21 protein-coding genes are annotated in these 18,131 nt (G+C 58.5%); 13 read left to right on the forward strand and 8 right to left on the reverse strand.

Annotation, left to right across the window (positions count from 1 at the left end; all coding sequences use genetic code 11):
- Nucleotides 1–164: 164 nt before the first annotated feature.
- Nucleotides 165–1,289: a DNA-processing protein DprA gene (gene dprA / locus FIU92_RS03605; RefSeq protein ID WP_152457256.1), complete on the reverse strand. Its 1,125-nt coding sequence runs from the start codon at nt 1,287–1,289 to the stop codon at nt 165–167.
- A gap of 238 nt (nt 1,290–1,527) precedes the next feature.
- The gene (gene tldD / locus FIU92_RS03610; protein ID WP_152457257.1) at nt 1,528–2,949 is read right to left on the reverse strand and encodes a metalloprotease TldD; all 1,422 of its coding nucleotides are present in this window, start codon (nt 2,947–2,949) and stop codon (nt 1,528–1,530) included.
- Between the two features lie 176 nt (nt 2,950–3,125).
- Here tldD and coxB point away from each other — a divergent pair, with 176 nt between their 5' ends.
- The 11 genes from coxB (at nt 3,126) to FIU92_RS03660 (ending at nt 13,085) form a co-directional block, all read left to right on the forward strand.
- Nucleotides 3,126–4,037 (forward strand): cytochrome c oxidase subunit II, encoded by a 912-nt coding sequence (coxB, locus tag FIU92_RS03615; RefSeq protein WP_152457258.1) that lies wholly within the window; start codon nt 3,126–3,128, stop codon nt 4,035–4,037.
- An 88-nt stretch (nt 4,038–4,125) separates the two neighbouring features.
- Nucleotides 4,126–5,076: a heme o synthase gene (gene cyoE / locus FIU92_RS03620; protein ID WP_152457259.1), complete on the forward strand. Its 951-nt coding sequence runs from the start codon at nt 4,126–4,128 to the stop codon at nt 5,074–5,076.
- The gene (locus tag FIU92_RS22700; protein ID WP_171170832.1) at nt 5,073–5,234 is read left to right on the forward strand and encodes a hypothetical protein; all 162 of its coding nucleotides are present in this window, start codon (nt 5,073–5,075) and stop codon (nt 5,232–5,234) included. The genes cyoE and FIU92_RS22700 overlap by 4 nt, the downstream gene beginning before the upstream one ends.
- Entirely contained in the window at nt 5,234–5,809 is a 576-nt protein-coding gene (locus FIU92_RS03625; RefSeq protein ID WP_152457260.1) for a cytochrome c oxidase assembly protein, read from the forward strand. The genes FIU92_RS22700 and FIU92_RS03625 overlap by 1 nt, the downstream gene beginning before the upstream one ends.
- A gap of 22 nt (nt 5,810–5,831) precedes the next feature.
- Entirely contained in the window at nt 5,832–6,647 is an 816-nt protein-coding gene (locus FIU92_RS03630; RefSeq protein ID WP_152457261.1) for a cytochrome c oxidase subunit 3, read from the forward strand.
- Nucleotides 6,648–6,804: 157 nt separating this feature from the next.
- Nucleotides 6,805–7,482, forward strand: a complete 678-nt coding sequence (locus FIU92_RS03635) for an SURF1 family protein (protein ID WP_152457262.1) — start codon at nt 6,805–6,807, stop codon at nt 7,480–7,482.
- On the forward strand, nt 7,479–8,867 hold the full coding sequence (gene thrC / locus FIU92_RS03640) for a threonine synthase (protein ID WP_152457263.1): 1,389 nt from the start codon (nt 7,479–7,481) through the stop codon (nt 8,865–8,867). Before FIU92_RS03635 ends, thrC begins: the two co-directional genes overlap by 4 nt.
- The gene (locus FIU92_RS03645) at nt 8,864–10,126 is read left to right on the forward strand and encodes a pitrilysin family protein (protein ID WP_152457264.1); all 1,263 of its coding nucleotides are present in this window, start codon (nt 8,864–8,866) and stop codon (nt 10,124–10,126) included. The genes thrC and FIU92_RS03645 overlap by 4 nt, the downstream gene beginning before the upstream one ends.
- Entirely contained in the window at nt 10,126–10,710 is a 585-nt protein-coding gene (locus FIU92_RS03650) for a GNAT family N-acetyltransferase (RefSeq protein WP_117869702.1), read from the forward strand. The genes FIU92_RS03645 and FIU92_RS03650 overlap by 1 nt, the downstream gene beginning before the upstream one ends.
- Before the next feature lie 102 nt (nt 10,711–10,812).
- Nucleotides 10,813–11,631 (forward strand): MBL fold metallo-hydrolase, encoded by an 819-nt coding sequence (locus tag FIU92_RS03655; protein ID WP_152457265.1) that lies wholly within the window; start codon nt 10,813–10,815, stop codon nt 11,629–11,631.
- A 38-nt stretch (nt 11,632–11,669) separates the two neighbouring features.
- Nucleotides 11,670–13,085, forward strand: a complete 1,416-nt coding sequence (locus FIU92_RS03660) for an FAD-binding oxidoreductase (RefSeq protein ID WP_152457266.1) — start codon at nt 11,670–11,672, stop codon at nt 13,083–13,085.
- Between the two features lie 36 nt (nt 13,086–13,121).
- Here FIU92_RS03660 and FIU92_RS03665 read toward each other — a convergent pair whose 3' ends face one another.
- The 3 genes from FIU92_RS03665 to FIU92_RS03675 all read right to left on the reverse strand — a co-directional run bounded on the left by FIU92_RS03665 (nt 13,122) and on the right by FIU92_RS03675 (nt 14,645).
- Nucleotides 13,122–13,604 carry a fasciclin domain-containing protein gene (locus FIU92_RS03665; RefSeq protein ID WP_152457267.1) on the reverse strand — a complete coding sequence of 161 codons (483 nt, stop codon included), beginning with the start codon at nt 13,602–13,604 and terminating at the stop codon, nt 13,122–13,124.
- A 170-nt stretch (nt 13,605–13,774) separates the two neighbouring features.
- A complete protein-coding gene (locus FIU92_RS03670) occupies nt 13,775–14,314 on the reverse strand; it encodes an adenine phosphoribosyltransferase (RefSeq protein ID WP_152457268.1) in 540 nt (179 codons plus the stop codon).
- An 82-nt stretch (nt 14,315–14,396) separates the two neighbouring features.
- Nucleotides 14,397–14,645, reverse strand: coding sequence for a hypothetical protein (locus FIU92_RS03675; RefSeq protein ID WP_152457269.1), 249 nt, complete (start codon nt 14,643–14,645; stop codon nt 14,397–14,399).
- Nucleotides 14,646–14,750: 105 nt separating this feature from the next.
- On the opposite strand from FIU92_RS03675, the gene FIU92_RS22705 reads away from it, so the two are divergent.
- Complete coding sequence (locus tag FIU92_RS22705; protein WP_171117543.1) at nt 14,751–14,924, forward strand: hypothetical protein; 174 nt, start codon at nt 14,751–14,753, stop codon at nt 14,922–14,924.
- 7 nt (nt 14,925–14,931) lie between these two features.
- Here FIU92_RS22705 and FIU92_RS03680 read toward each other — a convergent pair whose 3' ends face one another.
- Nucleotides 14,932–15,561, reverse strand: coding sequence for a LysE family translocator (locus tag FIU92_RS03680; protein ID WP_152457270.1), 630 nt, complete (start codon nt 15,559–15,561; stop codon nt 14,932–14,934).
- A gap of 356 nt (nt 15,562–15,917) precedes the next feature.
- Here FIU92_RS03680 and FIU92_RS03685 point away from each other — a divergent pair, with 356 nt between their 5' ends.
- A complete protein-coding gene (locus tag FIU92_RS03685) occupies nt 15,918–16,583 on the forward strand; it encodes a hypothetical protein (protein WP_152457271.1) in 666 nt (221 codons plus the stop codon).
- A gap of 37 nt (nt 16,584–16,620) precedes the next feature.
- Here FIU92_RS03685 and FIU92_RS03690 read toward each other — a convergent pair whose 3' ends face one another.
- Together FIU92_RS03690 and FIU92_RS03695 are read right to left on the reverse strand one after the other, a co-directional pair.
- A complete protein-coding gene (locus FIU92_RS03690) occupies nt 16,621–17,493 on the reverse strand; it encodes an S-methyl-5'-thioadenosine phosphorylase (protein WP_152457272.1) in 873 nt (290 codons plus the stop codon).
- 66 nt (nt 17,494–17,559) lie between these two features.
- Entirely contained in the window at nt 17,560–18,120 is a 561-nt protein-coding gene (locus FIU92_RS03695; protein WP_152457273.1) for a hypothetical protein, read from the reverse strand.
- Nucleotides 18,121–18,131 lie beyond the last annotated feature (11 nt).

The following is an 18,131-nucleotide window of genomic DNA, read 5'->3' on the forward strand; positions in this document are numbered from 1 at the left end:
AGGGGAAACCTCGCTCGACGAATTTGGCGCCTTCTATCGTGGTGCAAAATGTGTGGGGCAAGCAGGAATTGTCAATGCGTTCCTTTCGCCGGTGGAAAAGCGCCGTGATTTCAGTGCGCTACCACCGATCTTCAGAAACCGGGCACGCCGGTACGAGGGTACGATCAACTTGCCAGCGACAGCAGACCTCCGGGCTGACGCTGGATTCGCCCATCAAGTTCAAGGTCGATCAGCGCCGGTCCAAGCTCACCGGCCGACGCCGCGATATCCCGCAGCAATTGATCTTCGGCGATGGGTGAGGGGCCAAGCCGCGCGATGATTTGCTCGTGCAGGTTTCTTGCAGGACGCGCGATTGGTTCCGAGGGCGGTTCGATTGGCCGGGAAAACAGGTCGTCCTGCCTCGGCAAGGCTTCAATAACGTCTTCGGCGGATCGGACAAGTGTGGCGCCATCACGAATCAATAGATTGCAGCCGGCGGCCCGCGCATCGAACGGATGGCCGGGAACGGCCAGAACCTCGCGCCCCTGATCCAGTGCGTCCCGTGCAGTGATCAGACTGCCGGACTTGGCGGCAGCCTCGACGACGACAACCGCCTGCGCAAGCCCCGAAATGATCCGATTTCGGCGTGGAAAGTGCCGGGCCTGGGGTGTCACGCCCATCGGTTGTTCCGAAATCCGCAAGCCGCGGGACGCGATGTCATGGGCCAGTTCCGTGTTTTCGGCCGGATAGATCACATCAACGCCACCGGCCATGACTGCCACCGTGCCGGTTTCCAGCGCGGCCATATGCGCGGCTGTATCGATGCCACGCGCCAAGCCCGAGACGATAACGTGCCCTTTGCTGCCCAGTTCGGTGGCCAGGCCACGTGCCATCCGCGCGCCGAGCGAGGAACAGTTTCGCGCGCCGACCATCGCAATTGCTGGTTTTTGCAGCAGCGAAACGTCTCCGATCGCCCAAAGCAGCGGCGGGGCTTCGTTCAGTTCAGCCAGGGCCGCAGGGAATTCAGCGGACCCAAGGCACAAAAGCCGCGCTTTAGCGGCTTTTGCGGCCCTGAGTTCCGCCTCGATCACGCCGGGGGGGCAGGTTTCATACCCTTTTATACCGGCGGCGCGTGCCATTTCAGGCAGCGCGGCCAGCGCGTTCTGCGCTGAGCCATGTTCGCGAAGCAGCCGACGAAATGTCACCGGACCGACCTTGCGAGAACGCAACAGACGAAGCCACGAGAACCGGTCCTCTTCCGTGGTGGGTGGGAGTGGGGGGTGATTGGAAGAAAGCTGCTCTTCGGTCATCCGTTGCTCCGCCTTGTTGCAGAACTGGTTTACGGGACAGGCAGTTAACAGCTTGTGAATCGTTGAAAATTAGAAGTGTTTTTTTGCAATTCTGTCGGGGGAAAGCACATAACACATTGATAATAAGTAAAATAAATAATGCTCAATCAGAAAGGGCGCTTTGGTCACCTAAGGCGATCTTCGGAAAAAAAGAGGCGCTGGGTTAACCCTGCGCCTCTTGGACTGCGCCGCGTCCGACTCAGGCGGCCGAACCGCCGACAGTCAGCCCGTCCATAAGGACGGTCGGCTGGCCAACACCTACCGGCACCCATTGTCCGTCCTTGCCACAGGTTCCCATGCCCGGGTCCAGCGCCATATCGTTGCCCAGCCCTCGGATACGTTTCAAGGCCGATGGCCCGTCACCAATCAACGTGGCGCCCTTGACCGGCGCGCCGATTTTGCCGTTTTCGACACGATACGCCTCGGTGCACGAGAAAACGAACTTGCCATTGGTGATGTCCACCTGACCGCCGCCGAATCCAACCGCCCAGATACCGTCCTTGATATCGGCTACCAGAGCCCGCGGGTCGGCTTCGCCACCCAGCATGATCGTGTTGGTCATGCGCGGCATGGGTTTGTGCGCATAGCTCTGCCGCCGCCCGTTGCCCGTAGGAGCAACCCCCATCAGCCGCGCATTCTGGCGGTCCTGCATGTAGCCGGTCAGCACGCCATCTTCGATCAGCACCGTGCGCGCGCTGGGCGTGCCCTCATCATCCACGGTGATCGAACCGCGACGATCAGCAATCGTGCCGTCATCCACCACGGTCACACCTTTTGAAGCAATCTGCCGCCCCATCAACCCGGCAAAGGCCGAGCTGCCCTTGCGGTTGAAGTCGCCTTCCAGGCCGTGGCCGATGGCCTCGTGCAGCAGGATGCCGGGCCAGCCGGGGCCAAGCGCAACTTCCATGACACCGGCCGGCGCAGGAACTGCGTCCAGGTTGACCAGTGCGATACGCAGGGCTTCGCGGGCCTTGGCCTGCCAGTCGGCGGGGTCGATCAACCCGCTCAGGCCAACCCGGCCACCACCACCGGCGGATCCGCTTTCGCGGCGTCCGTTCTGTTCGACAATGACCGATACGTTCACGCGGGTCATGGGGCGCACATCGCGAACCATCACACCGTCAGGGCGCAGAATCTCGATTTCTTGCACGGCTGCCGCGATCGTGGCGCTGACCTGAACCACACGCGGGTCCAGATCGCGGGCGAAGGCGTCGATCTCACGCAATGTCTCGATCTTGACCGGGAACGCGGCAGAATCAATCGGGTCTTCGTCCGTGTAGAGGCGCGTATTGGTGGAGCGCGGAGCATCCGCCAAGACCCCGCCGCCATCCCCGACAGCCAGTCTTGCCGTTTCCGCCGCCCGTTTCAGGGCAGGAATCGAAACGTCTGTGGAATGCGCATATCCAGCCACTTCACCTTGTACGGCACGCAGCCCGAACCCTTCCGACGCATCGTAAGACGCGGTGCGCAGACGGCCGTCATCGAACACGAGAGACTCGGATTTTCGCCGCTCGACAAACAGCTCTCCGTCCTCGGCCCCGTCCGTGGCCGAGTTCAAAATGGCAAGCGCTTCATCGTGCGGTAAAGCGCTTTCAAATGGGCGAAACGGGGCGTCGGACATGGGTTGGGACCTTTCGGGTTTGATCCAGATCAAAAATAGCGTCTGTTTGACGCAAGCATTTTGCTTTATCTACCCGACGGAATATGGTTTTTAACGCGGCCAAAGACAACGGGAGAGGTGCGACCGATTCACACCTTTTCGCCAGGGACGCAAAGATCAAACGATCAGGACAGAACATGAAGAATGCTTTGATGCTTTCAGGGTTTATGACAGCCCTCTCCAGCCTTCCAGCCATGGCTCAGGAGCTTGAGATTATTGGCAAACCGGTTGACGGCGGTATGGGCTTTCAGCCGGCAGCCACCAGCCTTGCCACAGGAATTCAGCGTCTGGACGGCATGATTCTGGTGATCATCACCGTCATCTGCCTGCTGGTTGCCGGCCTGCTGGTATATTGCATTGTGCGTTACAACGAACGCGTTAACCCGAAACCGGCACGTTTTTCGCACTACACCCCGGTTGAGATTGCCTGGACCCTTGGCCCCATCCTGATTCTGGTCTTCATCGGTGCGTTTTCGCTGCCGGTCCTGTTCAAACAGCAGGAGATCCCGGAAGGCGATATCACCATCAAAGTCGTGGGCAACCAGTGGTATTGGACCTATGAATATGTTGATCACGATTTTGCCTTCGACAGCTACCTGCTGGGCCATCCGGCCACTCTGGACGAGGGCGCGCGCCCGGCTGACGCCGACGTGACCCCGTTTGTGCTTGACGATGCCATGCGCGCGAAGCTGGCAGATGCGGGTTACAGCGATGACGAATGGCTGCTGGCCACGGACACTGCCGTTGTTGTTCCGGTTGGCAAGGTTATCGTGATGCAGGTTACCGCATCTGATGTGATTCACTCCTGGACCATCCCATCCTTCGGCGTAAAGCAGGATGGCGTGCCCGGGCGTCTGGCGGAACTATGGTTCGAGGCCGAGAAGGAAGGCATCTACTTCGGTCAGTGTTCGGAACTCTGCGGCAAAGACCACGCCTATATGCCAATCACCGTGAAAGTCGTCAGCCAGGAAGCGTATGACCAGTGGCTGCAAGGCGCGATCGAAGAATATGCCGGTTTGCCGCAAAGCTATCAGGTTGCATCGAACTGAGCACACTGAGGGCGGGTTAAAGCCCGCCTGACACGAAATGCAGGCTGTGCGGGCTGACCGCGCAGCTTTCGCCCCAGAAGGACCCGAGATGACCGACGCAAGCATCAATGCCAGCACAGCGACCGCCCACGCGGACGAGGCCAGCTTTGGCGATTACTTCGCCTTGCTGAAGCCACGCGTGATGTCTCTAGTCGTGTTTACGGCGCTGGTCGGTCTGCTGGCGGCCCCGGTTCCGGTCCACCCCTTCGTCGGGTTCTGCGCCATTCTGTTCATCGCCATCGGTGGCGGCGCATCCGGTGCGCTGAACATGTGGTGGGATGCGGATATCGACAAGGTGATGAAACGCACCAAAGGTCGCCCGATCCCCTCCGGCAAGGTGGAAGAGGGTGAGGCGATGGCCATCGGCCTAACCCTGTCGGGCCTGTCGGTGATCATGCTGGGCCTTGCGACCAATTGGTTCGCGGGTGCGTTTCTGGGCTTCACAATTTTTTTCTATGTCGTTGTCTACACGATGTGGCTGAAGCGCTCAACGCCGCAGAACATCGTGATCGGTGGTGCGGCGGGCGCTTTCCCTCCGGTGATCGGCTGGGTGGCCGCAACAGGGTCCATGGCGGTTGAGCCGTGGCTGATGTTCGCCCTGACCTTCATGTGGACACCGCCGCATTTCTGGGCTCTGGCCCTGTTCATGCGCTCGGACTATGACGATGCGGGCGTGCCCATGCTGACTGTGACTCACGGCCGCCGTGCAACGCGTGTACACATTCTCGTCTATACGGCCCTGCTGGCGATACTGGCGGTGGGAACCGCATTCTCTGGCATCGGTGGTCCCATCTATCTGACCGTGGCTTTGGTGTTGAACGCGTTGTTCCTGCGCGGCGCCTGGCAAATTTCGCGTCGGACCGAGGATGACTCGGAGGCCGATAATTTCAAGGTCGAACGCAGCTTTTTCAAGCTTTCGCTGCTCTACCTCTTCCTGCATTTCGGCGCTATTCTGGCCGAAGCCTTGCTGAAACCCTATGGTTTGGGAGGATGGTCATGAGCCTGCGCAAAAGCCATGAACTGCATCAGCGACGGTTCAGCCGCAATCTGGGCGTTGGACTGACACTGGTTGCCTTTATCGTGATCATTTTTGGCCTGACGATCGTCAAGGTCTCGGGCACTGATTTCAATATGGCCACACAGGAGGTCCAGAACTGATGGCTTTGTCTGGTCCACAGAAAACGGTCGCTCAAACCGTAGGTGTGGTTGTCCTGATGGGAAGCCTGGCCTGGGCGGCGGTACCATTCTACGACTGGTTCTGCCGCGTGACCGGATTTGGCGGTACAACCGGTGTGGCCGAAGCCGCCCCCGAAGACATTCTGGACCGCACGGTCACCGTACGGTTTGATGCGTCCAAGGCCAAAAACATGGCCTGGGAATTCAAACCGGTCGTTCGCGAGATGGAAGTGCGCATCGGCGAGACCGGGCTGGCTTTCTATGAGGCCTACAACCCAACGGATCGTCCAATAGCGGGTCAGGCCTCATACAATGTGGCACCCTATTCGGCAGGCGGGTATTTTCAAAAAATTGCCTGTTTCTGCTTTGAAGAGCAGGTGCTGCAACCTGGCGAGCGGGTAGAGATGCCGGTGACCTTCTTCGTCGATCCTGAAATGGTCGAAGATCTTGAAGCAAAGTATGTTCATACGATCACGCTGTCGTATACATTCTACGAAATTGACCTGCCAGAGGGCTATGCCGCCCTTGAAGCGCAGGCAGAAACAAACACGAACTAACGCCTGTAGGTGAGGGACGCTGATGGCACACGCTAAAAACCATGATTATCACATTCTGGCCCCGTCGATCTGGCCTCTGATCGGAGCTGTCGGCGGCTTTGTGATGTTGTTCGGAGCCGTCCTTTGGATGCACGGATTGACCCCGTGGATGTTCTGGGCCGGTCTGGTCGCAGTTCTTTACACCATGTTCGCATGGTGGTCCGAAGTTGTTGTCGAAAGCCGCCAGGGGGATCACACCCCTGTCGTTCGCATCGGTCTGCGTTACGGTTTCATCCTGTTCGTCATGTCCGAGGTGATGTTCTTCTTTGCCTGGTTCTGGTCGTTCTTCAAACATCGCATGTACCCGATGTACGACTATGCCGGCACCGAATACATCCAGCCGGACATCCACGCGGTTGACCCGTTCCACCTGCCGCTGATCAACACTCTGGTTCTGCTGCTGTCAGGCTGTGCTATTACGTGGGCGCACCACGCGCTGGTGCATGACAACGACCGCAAAGCGCTGATCAACGGCCTGGCCATCGGTATCGTTCTGGGCATTGCCTTTACCGGTTTGCAGGCGTTCGAGTATTACGAGCTGCTGGCCCATGAAGGCTGGAAATTTGGCGATGATCAGTTCTATTCGAACTTCTTCATGGCGACCGGTTTCCATGGATTCCACGTCATCATCGGCACCATCTTCCTGTCGGTCTGCCTGATCCGGGCCCTCAAAGGCGACTTCACACCGGAAAAGCATGTCGGGTTCGAAGCGGCGGCCTGGTACTGGCACTTCGTTGACGTTGTCTGGCTGTTCCTGTTTTTCGCGGTCTACATCTGGGGACAGGCCCCGCTGATGTAAGCCCGATCAGCTGATCAAATTGCAAAAGCCGCCCTTGGGGGGCGGCTTTTTCTCTGTTCCGGGCGCAAGATTGCGCCCCATACAATTGCGTGGTTGCAATTTGGCCCACACGCCCCTTAACAAGACGCCGGTTCCTGAAACGAGGTTCGACCCTGCCATGCGCCGCATTCTGTTCCTGCTGATCTTCGGCCTCGCCGGTTTGGGCGTTCTGCTGTCGCTGGGGATCTGGCAGACGCAGCGTCTGGCCTGGAAACAGGAGCTGTTGGCAGAGATCGAAAACCGCATTTCAGCCGACCCCATCGCCTTGCCCAGGCAGGTTTCAGAGGACACCGACAAATACCTTCCGGTAACGGTTTCGGGTGAGATGGAACCAGGCGAAATCCATGTGCTTGTTTCGGTCAAACAGGTCGGGGCAGGGTATCGCATCATCCAATCGTTCAGCACCGAGGACCGCACAATTCTGGTCGATCGGGGGTTTGTGCCGACAACGGCAAAACAGGCGCCGCGTCTGACCGGTCCGATGGAGATCAGCGGCAACCTGCACTGGCCAGATGAGGTCGACAGCTATACGCCCGAGCCCGATATTGACGACAACATCTGGTTTGCCCGGGACGTGCCCAATCTGGCCGCCGCTTTGGGGGCCGAGCCGGTGTTGCTGATCGCGCGGTCTCAGACCGACCCGAACGTGATGCCTTTGCCGGTGGATACGGCGGGGATTCCAAACGATCACCTGCAATATGCAATCACCTGGTTTGGCTTGGCTCTGGTCTGGGCTGTGATGACCGGTTATTTCCTGTGGCGCAATCGCGCCCCTTCTGAGAGTGAAGAGCAATGAAATACATCTCGACCCGTGGCCAAGCGCCAGAACTGACCTTTGAAGAGGCGATGCTGACCGGATTGGCCCGCGATGGGGGGCTTTATCTGCCCGCCGAGATCCCTGTGATGAGCCATGACGAGATCGCGGCGCTTGCTGGTCTGCCCTATGAAGACATCGCATTCCGTGTGATGTGGCCCTATGTCAGCAGCTCCTTTGCCGAGGATGAGTTCAAGCAGATCATTGCCCGCGCTTATGAAGGGTTCGGTCATGACGCCCGCGCGCCATTGAAGCAGTTGAACGAGAACCATTTTCTACTGGAACTGTTCCATGGGCCCACGCTGGCGTTCAAGGACTTTGCCATGCAGTTGATCGGCCAGCTGTTCCAGGTGGCCCTGAAACGGCGCAATGATCGCGTGACCATCGTCGGCGCGACCAGCGGTGACACCGGCTCGGCCGCGATCGAGGCCTTCCGGGGGCTGGATGCCGTGGATGTATTCATCCTGTTCCCGCATGGCCGCGTGTCCGAGGTGCAGCGCCGCCAGATGACCACGCCTGCGGACAGCAATGTTCATGCTCTGGCCGTGGATGGCGATTTCGATGATTGTCAGGCTGCGCTGAAGGACATGTTCAACGATTTCGACTTCCGCGACGGGGTCAAGCTGGCGGGTGTGAACTCGATCAACTTCGCCCGGGTGCTGGCGCAGATCGTCTATTACTTCTCGGCCGCCGTCAGCCTCGGCGCGCCGCACCGCAAGGTCAGCTTCACCGTGCCGACCGGCAATTTCGGCGACATCTTCGCGGGCTATCTGGCCAAGCGCATGGGCTTGCCCATCGACCGTCTGGTCGTTGCAACCAACCAGAACGACATCCTACACCGGTGTCTGTCGGGTGAGGGGTATTTCAAGGGCGACACCATCCCCTCGATCAGCCCGTCGATGGACATTCAGGTCAGCTCGAATTTTGAGCGTGCGTTGTATTACGCCTATGGCGAGGACGGCGGTGCCGTGGCGCAGTTGATGGATGAGCTCAAGTTCGGCGGCTTCAACGTCAGCCAGGGCGCGATGGAAGCGCTGCGCGAGACTTTCGACTCGGGCAGGGTGTCCGAGGAGGAAACGCTGGCGACGATCAGGCATACGCTTGCCCACAGCGCGGAACTGGTCTGCCCCCACACTGCGGTCGGGATCAAGGTCGGCGAAGACCACCGTGCCACCGATACCCCGATGATCACCTTGGCCACTGCGCATCCCGCCAAGTTCCCTGCGGCGGTCGAGAAGGCGAGCGACGTGCATCCGCCTCTTCCATCCCGCATGTCTGATCTGTATGAACGTCCGGAACGGGTGACCCGGATCGCCAACGATCTGGGCGCCATCGAGGATCATATCAAAGGGCACATCGCCGAGTGACTGTCAGACAAGACCAACTGAAGAACGGCTTTCGTATCGTCAGTGAACACATGCCGGGGCTGCAATCTGCGGCCATCGGCATCTGGGTAACCGCCGGTGGGCGGCATGAGCGGATCGAACAGAACGGCATCGCGCATTTCCTTGAGCATATGGCGTTCAAGGGAACCGAGCGACGTTCGGCGCTGCAAATCGCCGAGGCGATCGAGGATGTGGGCGGGTATATCAACGCCTATACCTCGCGCGAGGTAACGGCCTATTACGCGCGCGTTCTGAAGGACGACGTGGCGCTGGCGATGGACGTGATCGGCGATATCGTTCTGAACCCGGTTTTCGATCCGCGCGAAATCGAGGTTGAGCGCGGCGTGATCCTTCAGGAGATCGGCCAGGCCTATGACACGCCGGACGATGTGATCTTTGACTGGTTGCAGGAGCAGAGCTATCACGACCAGCCTTTGGGCCGCACCATTCTGGGACCATCCGAGCGGGTCAGTGCGTTCTCGCGCGAGGATCTGTCGGGGTTCGTGGCCGAGCATTATGGCCCCGATCAGATGATCCTGTCCGCTGCCGGTGCCGTGGATCACGATCAGCTGATGAAAATGGCCGAAGAGATGTTCGGTCATCTGCAACCACGCACCGGGCTGATCGCCGAGCCTGCGCGTTTTACCGGTGGTGAAGCGCGGCAGGAAAAAGTGCTGGAGCAGGCCCATTTCGCACTTGCGCTGGAAAGCCCGGGCTATCGCGACGATGCGATCTATACGGCGCAGATCTATTCCACCGCTTTGGGTGGCGGCATGTCTTCGCGGTTGTTCCAGGAGGTGCGCGAGTCGCGCGGGCTGTGCTATACGATCTTTGCCCAGACCGGTGCCTATGCCGATACCGGTACGACGACGATCTACGCCGGTACCTCGGCAGAACAGGTGGCAGAGCTTGCCACCATCACCATCGACGAAATGAAGCGCGCGGCAGAGGACATGACCACGGAAGAGGTTGCCCGTGCCCGTGCGCAGATGAAAGCCGGGATGTTGATGGGGCTGGAAAGCCCGTCAAACCGGGCCGAACGCTTGGCGCGGCTGGTTCAGATCTGGGGGCGGGTCCCGTCTCTGGAAGATACGGTGGCCCGGATTGATGCGGTCAGCACCGAAGATGTGCGCGTATTTGCCGAGCAGATGGCCGTAAACGCACCTGCCGCTTTGGCGCTGTACGGGCCGGTTTCGGGGGCGCCGACATTGGCCGAACTACAGGAGAGGCGGGCGGCGTGATGCTGTTGGGCAGACGCAAGCTGAAACTCGAGACTGCGCGGCTCAGCCTGCGCCCGCCAGTACATTCGGACTTCAACGATTGGGCTGCGTTGCGGCGCGCCTCGAAAGACTATCTGACACCTTGGGAACCGATCTGGGCCAAGGACCACCTGAGCCGCAAATCCTTTACAAACCGTGTGTATTGGGCACAACGTTCTGTAGCGGCCGGGACGGCAATCCCGCTTTTTCTGTTTCGCCGCGAGGATGACGTGTTGGTTGGGGCCATCACGCTGGACAACATTCGGCGCGGTCCCGCGCAGGCGGGCACATTGGGGTACTGGACCGGTCAGGCTTTTGCCCGACAAGGGTATATGCGTGAAGCCATCGGCGCGATGGTTCACCATGCCTTTACCCGTTTGGACCTGAGCCGGATTGAAGCCGCCTGCCTGCCGGAAAACCGGGCGTCGCGCGGGTTGCTGGAAAGTTCGGCCTTCAAGTACGAGGGCGTGGCGCAGTCGTATTTGCAAATCAACGGGCGGTGGCGGACGCATGTTCTGTATGCCAGCCTGCGGTCTGACCGACGCGGAAAGACCGACGCGGGATAGGGGGCGCTGCCCCCGTCGCGGCAAGCCGCGCCTCCCCCGGGATATTTGGGGCCAGATGAACAAGGGGCATGACTTGTCGTCGTTCTGCGCTACACTCGGGGTATGCGCTGGTTGATTGCGGCATTGATGGTGATTTCGGGCGGGGCCGCTGCGCAGGAGCGTCGGCCAAGTCACTGTGTCGCCATTGCCGATGCGGCGCCCGGAATCGAGTATCTGCACAGGGCGGCCTGGCAGGATCCGGTGCCGGAATTCTCGGTACGGATCAGCTATATCGCGCATGCCTCTTTCATGATCCAGACCCGTGGCGGGCTGAATGCGGTGACGGATTTTACCGGATTTATCGGCAGCGCGAACCTGATCCCCGACGTGGTGACGATGAACCATGCCCACGGCACGCATTGGACGGCGCATCCCGACCCGGCCATTCCGCATGTTCTTCCGGGGTGGGGAGAGTTCGGGAAAGGTATCGAACATCATCTGGATCTGGGGGAGATGCTGGTGCGCAATGTCTCGACCGATATCCGGTCTGTTTATGGTGGGGTCGAAGAACGCGGCAATTCAATTTTTGTGTTCGAGGTTGAGGGGTTGTGCATAGGTCATCTGGGACATTTGCATCATGTCCCTTCGGATGAGCAGTTTGCCGCGCTCGGGCGGTTGGATGTTGTCATGGCCGCCGTTGATGGCGGGACCACCATGCCTCTGCCCGAGATGATTGCGGTTCTGAAACGGCTGAAAAGTTCTGTCATCATTCCGATGCACTGGTTCTCGCAGTTTTCGCTGGATCGCTTCCTGGTGGATATCAGGGATACATTTCCGGTTGAGCGCGACGGGGTGTCGGAGATCACCGTGTCGTTGCGGAACCTTCCGGACCGACCCACGGTTGTGGTGCTTGAGCCGCGCTATCTGATTGATCTTGAATAAGGCTTGCGGCAACCGCATCGCTTGGGCATTGAAGGCGTATGAGTTTGAACCCCGCTGATGACAGTTTTGCCGCGCTGATCCGTTCGAAACTGGGCGACGGGGTGCTGCGCCCCGTAGAAGAACGGTATTTGGAAGAACCGCGCGGGCGGTTTTCGGGACGGGTCGGTCTGTTGGCCTTGCCGCGCAACACCGATGAGGTGGCGCAGCTGGTAAAAATGGCTGCGCAGGCACAGGTTCCGATCGTTCCATATGGCGGCGGCACAGGCCTGGTCGGCGGGCAGGTGATGTCGGCGGGGCCTGCGCCGTTGGTGATTTCGTTGGAACGGATGACCGCCATCCGGTCTGTCTTTCCAACCGAAAACGTTCTGGTCGCCGAAGCCGGTGCCATTCTTCAAGATGTTCAGGCCGCAGCCGAGGCGGTAGACCGGTTGTTTCCTCTGTCATTGGCGGCACAAGGATCCTGCCGGATCGGGGGCAACCTGTCGACCAACGCAGGGGGCGTCAACGTTTTACGGTATGGCAACGCGCGCGACCTGTGCCTGGGGCTTGAGGCGGTGCTGCCCAGTGGTGAGATCTGGCACGGCCTCAGCCGGCTGCGAAAGGACAACACCGGCTATGACCTGCGCAACCTGCTGATCGGGGCTGAGGGGACGCTGGGGATCATCACTGCCGCATCGCTCAAGCTGTTCCCGCGACCTGCCGGTGTCGGGACGGCGGTGTTTCAGGTGGCTTCTCCCGAAGCGGCGATCGACCTGCTGGCTTTGGCGCGGGACAAGGTGGGTGAGGCCGTCAGTACGTTTGAGCTGATCCACCGGCAGGGGCTAGATTTCCTGACCGAGGTTCTGCCGGATGTCCGTCAACCGTTCGCCTCGCCGCCGGAGTGGAGCGTATTGATCGAGCTGGGTCTGGCTGACGGGCATTCACCATTTGCCGCATTGGAGGGACTCTTTGTTCGCGCTGAAGAGCTTGGTCAGGTTCAGGACGGAGTAATCGCCCAAAGTGAAGCGCAGCGGGCCGATTTGTGGGCGGTGCGTGAACGCATTCCCGAAGCCAATCGTTTGATCGGGTCAGTGTCGAGCCATGATATCTCGATCCCGATTTCCAGAATTCCCGATTTCATTTGCGAAGGCAGAAAATTGATTGCAGGCCTGGGGCCCTTCCGGATCAATTGCTTTGGCCATCTTGGTGACGGCAATCTGCATTACAACGTGTTCCCGCCCAAAGGGCGGCACCGATCGGAATTTGATGATCAAAGAGGCGCGATCAAGCAGACCGTCCATGATCTGGTTTACGCCTTCGACGGTTCGGTCAGTGCCGAACATGGGGTCGGGCGCCTCAAGACCAACGATTTGGAACGCTATGGCGATCCAGCCAAGCTGGGCGCGATGCGGGCTATCAAACTGGCATTGGACCCGCAGGGCATCATGAATCCCGGCGCGGTTCTGAAAGGGTGAACACGGCCCGAGCGTCGGACCGTGCCCGGTTGTTTCTTAAGAGGCAGGCAGGATCACTTTGTCGATCACATGGATCACACCGTTCTTGGTTTCGATGTCGGCCTGAACCACGTTGGCGTCATTCACCATCACACCCGAATCCAGATCGATCGTGATGTCGCCGCCTTGTACGGTTGCAGCGGTCATGTCATCGCTCAGATCACCTGACATCACTTTGCCCGGCACGACATGGTAAGTCAGAATGGCAACCAGCTGATCCTTGTTTTCGGGCTTCAGCAGGTTTTCGACGGTGCCATCGGGCAAAGCCGCGAACGCGTCATCGGTGGGGGCAAACACAGTGAACGGGCCTTCGCCTTTGAGTGTGTCCACCAGTTCGGCGGCCTGAACTGCCGCAACGAGTGTTTCAAAGCTGCCAGCGGCGACGGCTGTGTCGACAATGTCTTTGCCGTGACCATCGGCGAATGCAGCAGTGCTGAACAGGATCGAGGCGACACCGGCGGCGGCGAATTTGCGGAACATGAGCTAAACTCCCTAGGTTGAAATGCTTCAAGCAGCATCATTAGGAGTACGGGGCAACCTGACCACAAGATCACTTGTATTGATCCGTTTTGCGCCTTGATCGGCGCAAAAACCGCGCTAAGCCCGCCCGGTTTTCAGTTTCCAGTCACGTTTTTGTGAAAAACTCCTGGTCAGAGTCCTTCGAATTCGCACAGGACATGCACGTCCATGCCCATCTCTTCCAACACTTTACTGCCGCCAAGTTCGGGCAGGTCAATGATGAAGGCGCACGAGACGATTTCGCCCCCAAGCCGTTCGATCAGCTTAATACCCGCCGCGGCAGTTCCGCCCGTGGCCAGCAGATCGTCAACCACCAGAATTTTTTCACCGGGTTGGATGGCATCGTCATGAATCTCGACGATCGCCTCTCCGTATTCCAACTTGTAGTCCTGACTGATTGTCGTGCCGGGCAGTTTGCCCTTCTTGCGGATCGGGACAAAACCGACGCTCAACTGATGCGCAATCGCACCGCCCAGAATGAACCCGCGTGCTTCAAGCCCGACCACTTTGTCGATCCGCTCACCGGCATAGGGGTGCAGCATCTGGTCAATCGCCATCCGAAACCCGCGGGGGTCGGCAAACAGGGTTGTCACATCCCGAAACATGATCCCTTCATGGGGGAAATCGACTATGGTTCGGATGTAATCTTTGACAGATTTGTTTCTGGACATGGACCAACCTTTTAGCGTCAAACACAGGTATTGTGTTTGGCCCAAGAGGGTTGGCCATGCAAGGAACAATTCCAAGGCCGGATCAGCAGCGGATTTGGGTTGCAGCGTTGAGCAGGCCAAAAACCGAGGCAACCATGCGCTGGCCAAGATAAGTCTCCGACCCATTTTTTAGCTTGCTGCCACCTGTTCCAAACAGCCCCCGCGCTCGGATTTCCGGGCGTGCAACGAGCAATCTGTCTGGTTTGCAATTCGACATGTCCGGGTCACAGGCGCGGTCGAATTCAATTGCGAGGAACCGGTTAATGAATTGCCCGAAAGTGGCAAGGTTCATTGTCAATTTCCTGTCCTTGCCGTTAAGTGCCCGATAACGACAAAAACTATGCTATGAATTACACGGCGTCGACAGATAGAGCATAACTTCGTTGGGAAAATACACGTGGCCAGGAATGAAGGCAAAGGATCGACCAAGAAAAACAGTCAGTTGGTCTTGCGCCTCGACAGGGACGAACGTGACTCGTTTGTCGAGCTTTGCAAAGAACTGGACACGTCGGCTGCGCGCGAAATCCGCAGATTTATCCGTGGATTCATGAAAGAGCACGCCGAAGACTGATGCGGTATCAGGCCGGTCGGCGTAGGACCGCCGTGGCCATGCCCATGCCGATCAAGGTCAACCCGCCAAACCGTGTCATCGCAGTGATCACGCTGGCGCGACCGATAAGCCGCCGCAACCTGTCTGCCAACAGGGCGTAGGCCAACGCATTCAACCAGGCCAGCCCGACGAACGTGGCAATCAGGATGATGAACTGAGGTCCAAGCGGTTCAGCAGGGCGTAAGAACTGCGGCACAAAGGCAATGAAGAAGGCGATGGATTTCGGGTTCAGGGCAGTGACGGCGGCTGCGTGGCCGAATACGCTGCGCGGTGTGACATCCCGCCCGGTGTCGACCGTGCTCAATCCACCGTCTGGTGCGCTGCGCAACAGTTTGACCCCAAGCCAGACCAGATAGGCTGCACCGACCCATTTCAGCACGGAAAACAGGGTTGCCGATGCAAGAACAAGCGCGCCAAGCCCCAGCAAAGATGCGGTCATGGCCACAAGATCGCCCACCGCAACACCTGTGGCGGACGCGACGGCGACACTGCGCCCCTTAGACAGGGCATAGCTGAGAACGAGCAACACCGTCGGGCCCGGGATCAGCAGCAGGGCGGTGGATGCAGCAACAAAGGCCAGCCAGAGATCGAGTTGCATCGTCAAATTCCTGATCAGATCGCCCGAGATTGAGAGAATCAGCACCGGGGGTCAACCTGCTTGTGCCGCGTGAATGTCCCGTAAGCCAGTTCTCATCTCCCGTGAATCACAAATTTAGTCAATTGCTTGTTCGTGTTCTGGGGGGTTTGGGGACAAAATATTCAATTTGTGCTATAATAACCCCGTTTTTTTAAATTCATTTTAGAAGGAGGTTCGTCATGAAACTTGCCGTTTCTATTTTTTTGTTGAGCGTGTTGCTGATGCCGACTGCCGCTTCTGCCTGCCCAGACGGTTACTTCAACTGCGGCGGGTCGTTATGCTGCCCCAAACCTCAGAACTAGTTCGGAGGGCTTGGGATGTCTGTTATCAGTTTACGCAATGCTGTCATTGTTGCTGGAGCGCTGGCAATTATGGGCGCTGGTAAAACGCTTGTATTGAATGCGAATGAACTGGATTTACAATACCAGAAGCTCATTGTTCCGAAGGGTTCACTACATGCGCCTGTGCTTGGTGCGGCTTATGCCCTGGATCATTCAACCGGAAGATTTAGACCCACAAAGATATGTAATTTGTTTGTTGGGGGGAACGAATCTGGCCCGGAAGATGTCTCCTTCACCAGCCTTAGCCTTGTGGCAATCGGCTGGAACGGTGCCATGGATGCCGTAACCGACTACGTCGGTGAGAAAATCGTAAATTCCATGAAATTCTCGGATGAGAGTGCCAAGTGGGAATTCCAAAAAAGGTTCTGGAGTGCCCGCGAGGGTATGTCATTCAGAAGCACGTGCAGGTCTCTTGTTGAGGAAACCGCTGCGAACCCCAACTACTCTGTTTTTCTTGTAGAAACCATCTTCTTCGATCCGGTTTCCGACGAAAAACAGGTAATGGTTCAAATGTCTCAGACTTCGGTGGTATTTGATGGCTGCGAAGATGCATGTCCACAACCTGTCTCGCTTCAATCCGTGCTAAATGTTGGTTGGCTAGCTCGCTCAAAGGGCGACTGGGGCATCGTTCGCATCCATTGAGGTCATTGAGGCCCTAGCCAATTTTCTCGAGTCGGTCTTACAGAATACGCCTGGCCACCGCATCCAACTTGGCCAAAAGCGCCGGATCGCGGTTTTCCGGTGCGGTCAGGATTGCGTATTCCAGCGCCCGGTCGCAGCCATGCGGGCAGGGTGCTCGTTCGGCCCCCAGAAGGGATGGCAGGCCCTTGACTAGTGTGCGGCCCTTGTCGGCATTGCCGGTCAGGGTGGCGATGATCGTGGACACGTCCACCTCGCCATGGTCCGGGTGCCAGCTGTCATAGTCGGTGACCATCGCGATCGACGCGTAACACAGCTCGGCCTCGCGGGCGAGTTTCGCCTCGGGCATGTTGGTCATGCCGATCACGTCACAGCCCCATTGCTCGCGATACATCCTGGATTCCGCAAGGCTGGAAAACTGAGGGCCCTCCATCGCCAGATAGGTGCCGCCCCGGTGGATGGTGATGCCGGCGGCCTTACCTGCCGTCTCGCATGCGTCCGACAGGCGTGGGCAGGTGGGATGAGCAACACTGACATGGGCAACGCAGCCGGTTCCGAAAAAGCTCTTGTCCCGTGCAAAAGTGCGATCGATGAACTGATCGACAATCACGAAGTCACCCGGAGCCATATGTTCGCGGAACGACCCGCAGGCCGAAACCGAGATCACGTCCGTCACGCCCAACCGTTTCAGCGCATCGATATTGGCGCGATAAGGTACATCGGTGGGTGAATGCACATGACCGCGCCCATGACGTGGCAGAAAGGCCATATCGATACCGTCAAGCGACCCTGTCAGGATCTGGTCTGACGGCGTTCCCCAAGGGGTCTCAACCTCTACCCACTCCGGGTTTTCCAGCCCATCGATGTCATAGATGCCTGATCCGCCGATGACGGCTATCTTGGTTTGGGTCACTGTCCTGCTCCGCCTGAATAACTGATGTTGAATTTGTGCGGGTTCAGCCGAGGTTTGACAAGAGGCCTATTCCCGTATCGTCAACAGGTTGCGCTGCTGCGATTGCACGGTGAAATCATCCCAGGCCGCGCCAAACATGCCCAGAGACCAGGTCAGATCCTGTGATTGTCCGTGCCGGTCTCGGAACACGAAGCGGAACGCATCGCCGGTTAGCATGGCATCCAAAAGCGCCTTGGCGCGTTGGCCTTCGAAGGTACAGCCAAGCCCGGTCAGGCATCCGGGGCGCCGCGTGCGCCATATGGCTTCTTCGCCGTTGTCGATGCGAAATCCGGATGGGTTGAAGAAAGTGCCCGGCTCGATCCCGAATTCAACTTTGAAACCTTCAGGTTCGGGCGTAATGAAAACGAACTGTGCCGCAAATTTTGGCCGAAAGGAAAACACCTCTGCCCGTCGGATGTAGCACCGCTGCCGCAGGGCACCGTCTTCTTCGCGCTCGTCACAAATCGAATTCCAGATGCCGAAAATCTCGTGATGCGTTACCCGCCAGTTGCCGGCCGTGTCATTGCCATCCAAGTCCTGTGCAAGGACGGGAAGGGCCGGGAACAGTAAGAAGAGGATCCAACGCATGGCCTCACATG

It is taken from the genome of Ruegeria sp. THAF33 (assembly GCF_009363615.1).
In the GTDB taxonomy this organism is placed as follows: Bacteria; Pseudomonadota; Alphaproteobacteria; order Rhodobacterales; family Rhodobacteraceae; genus Ruegeria.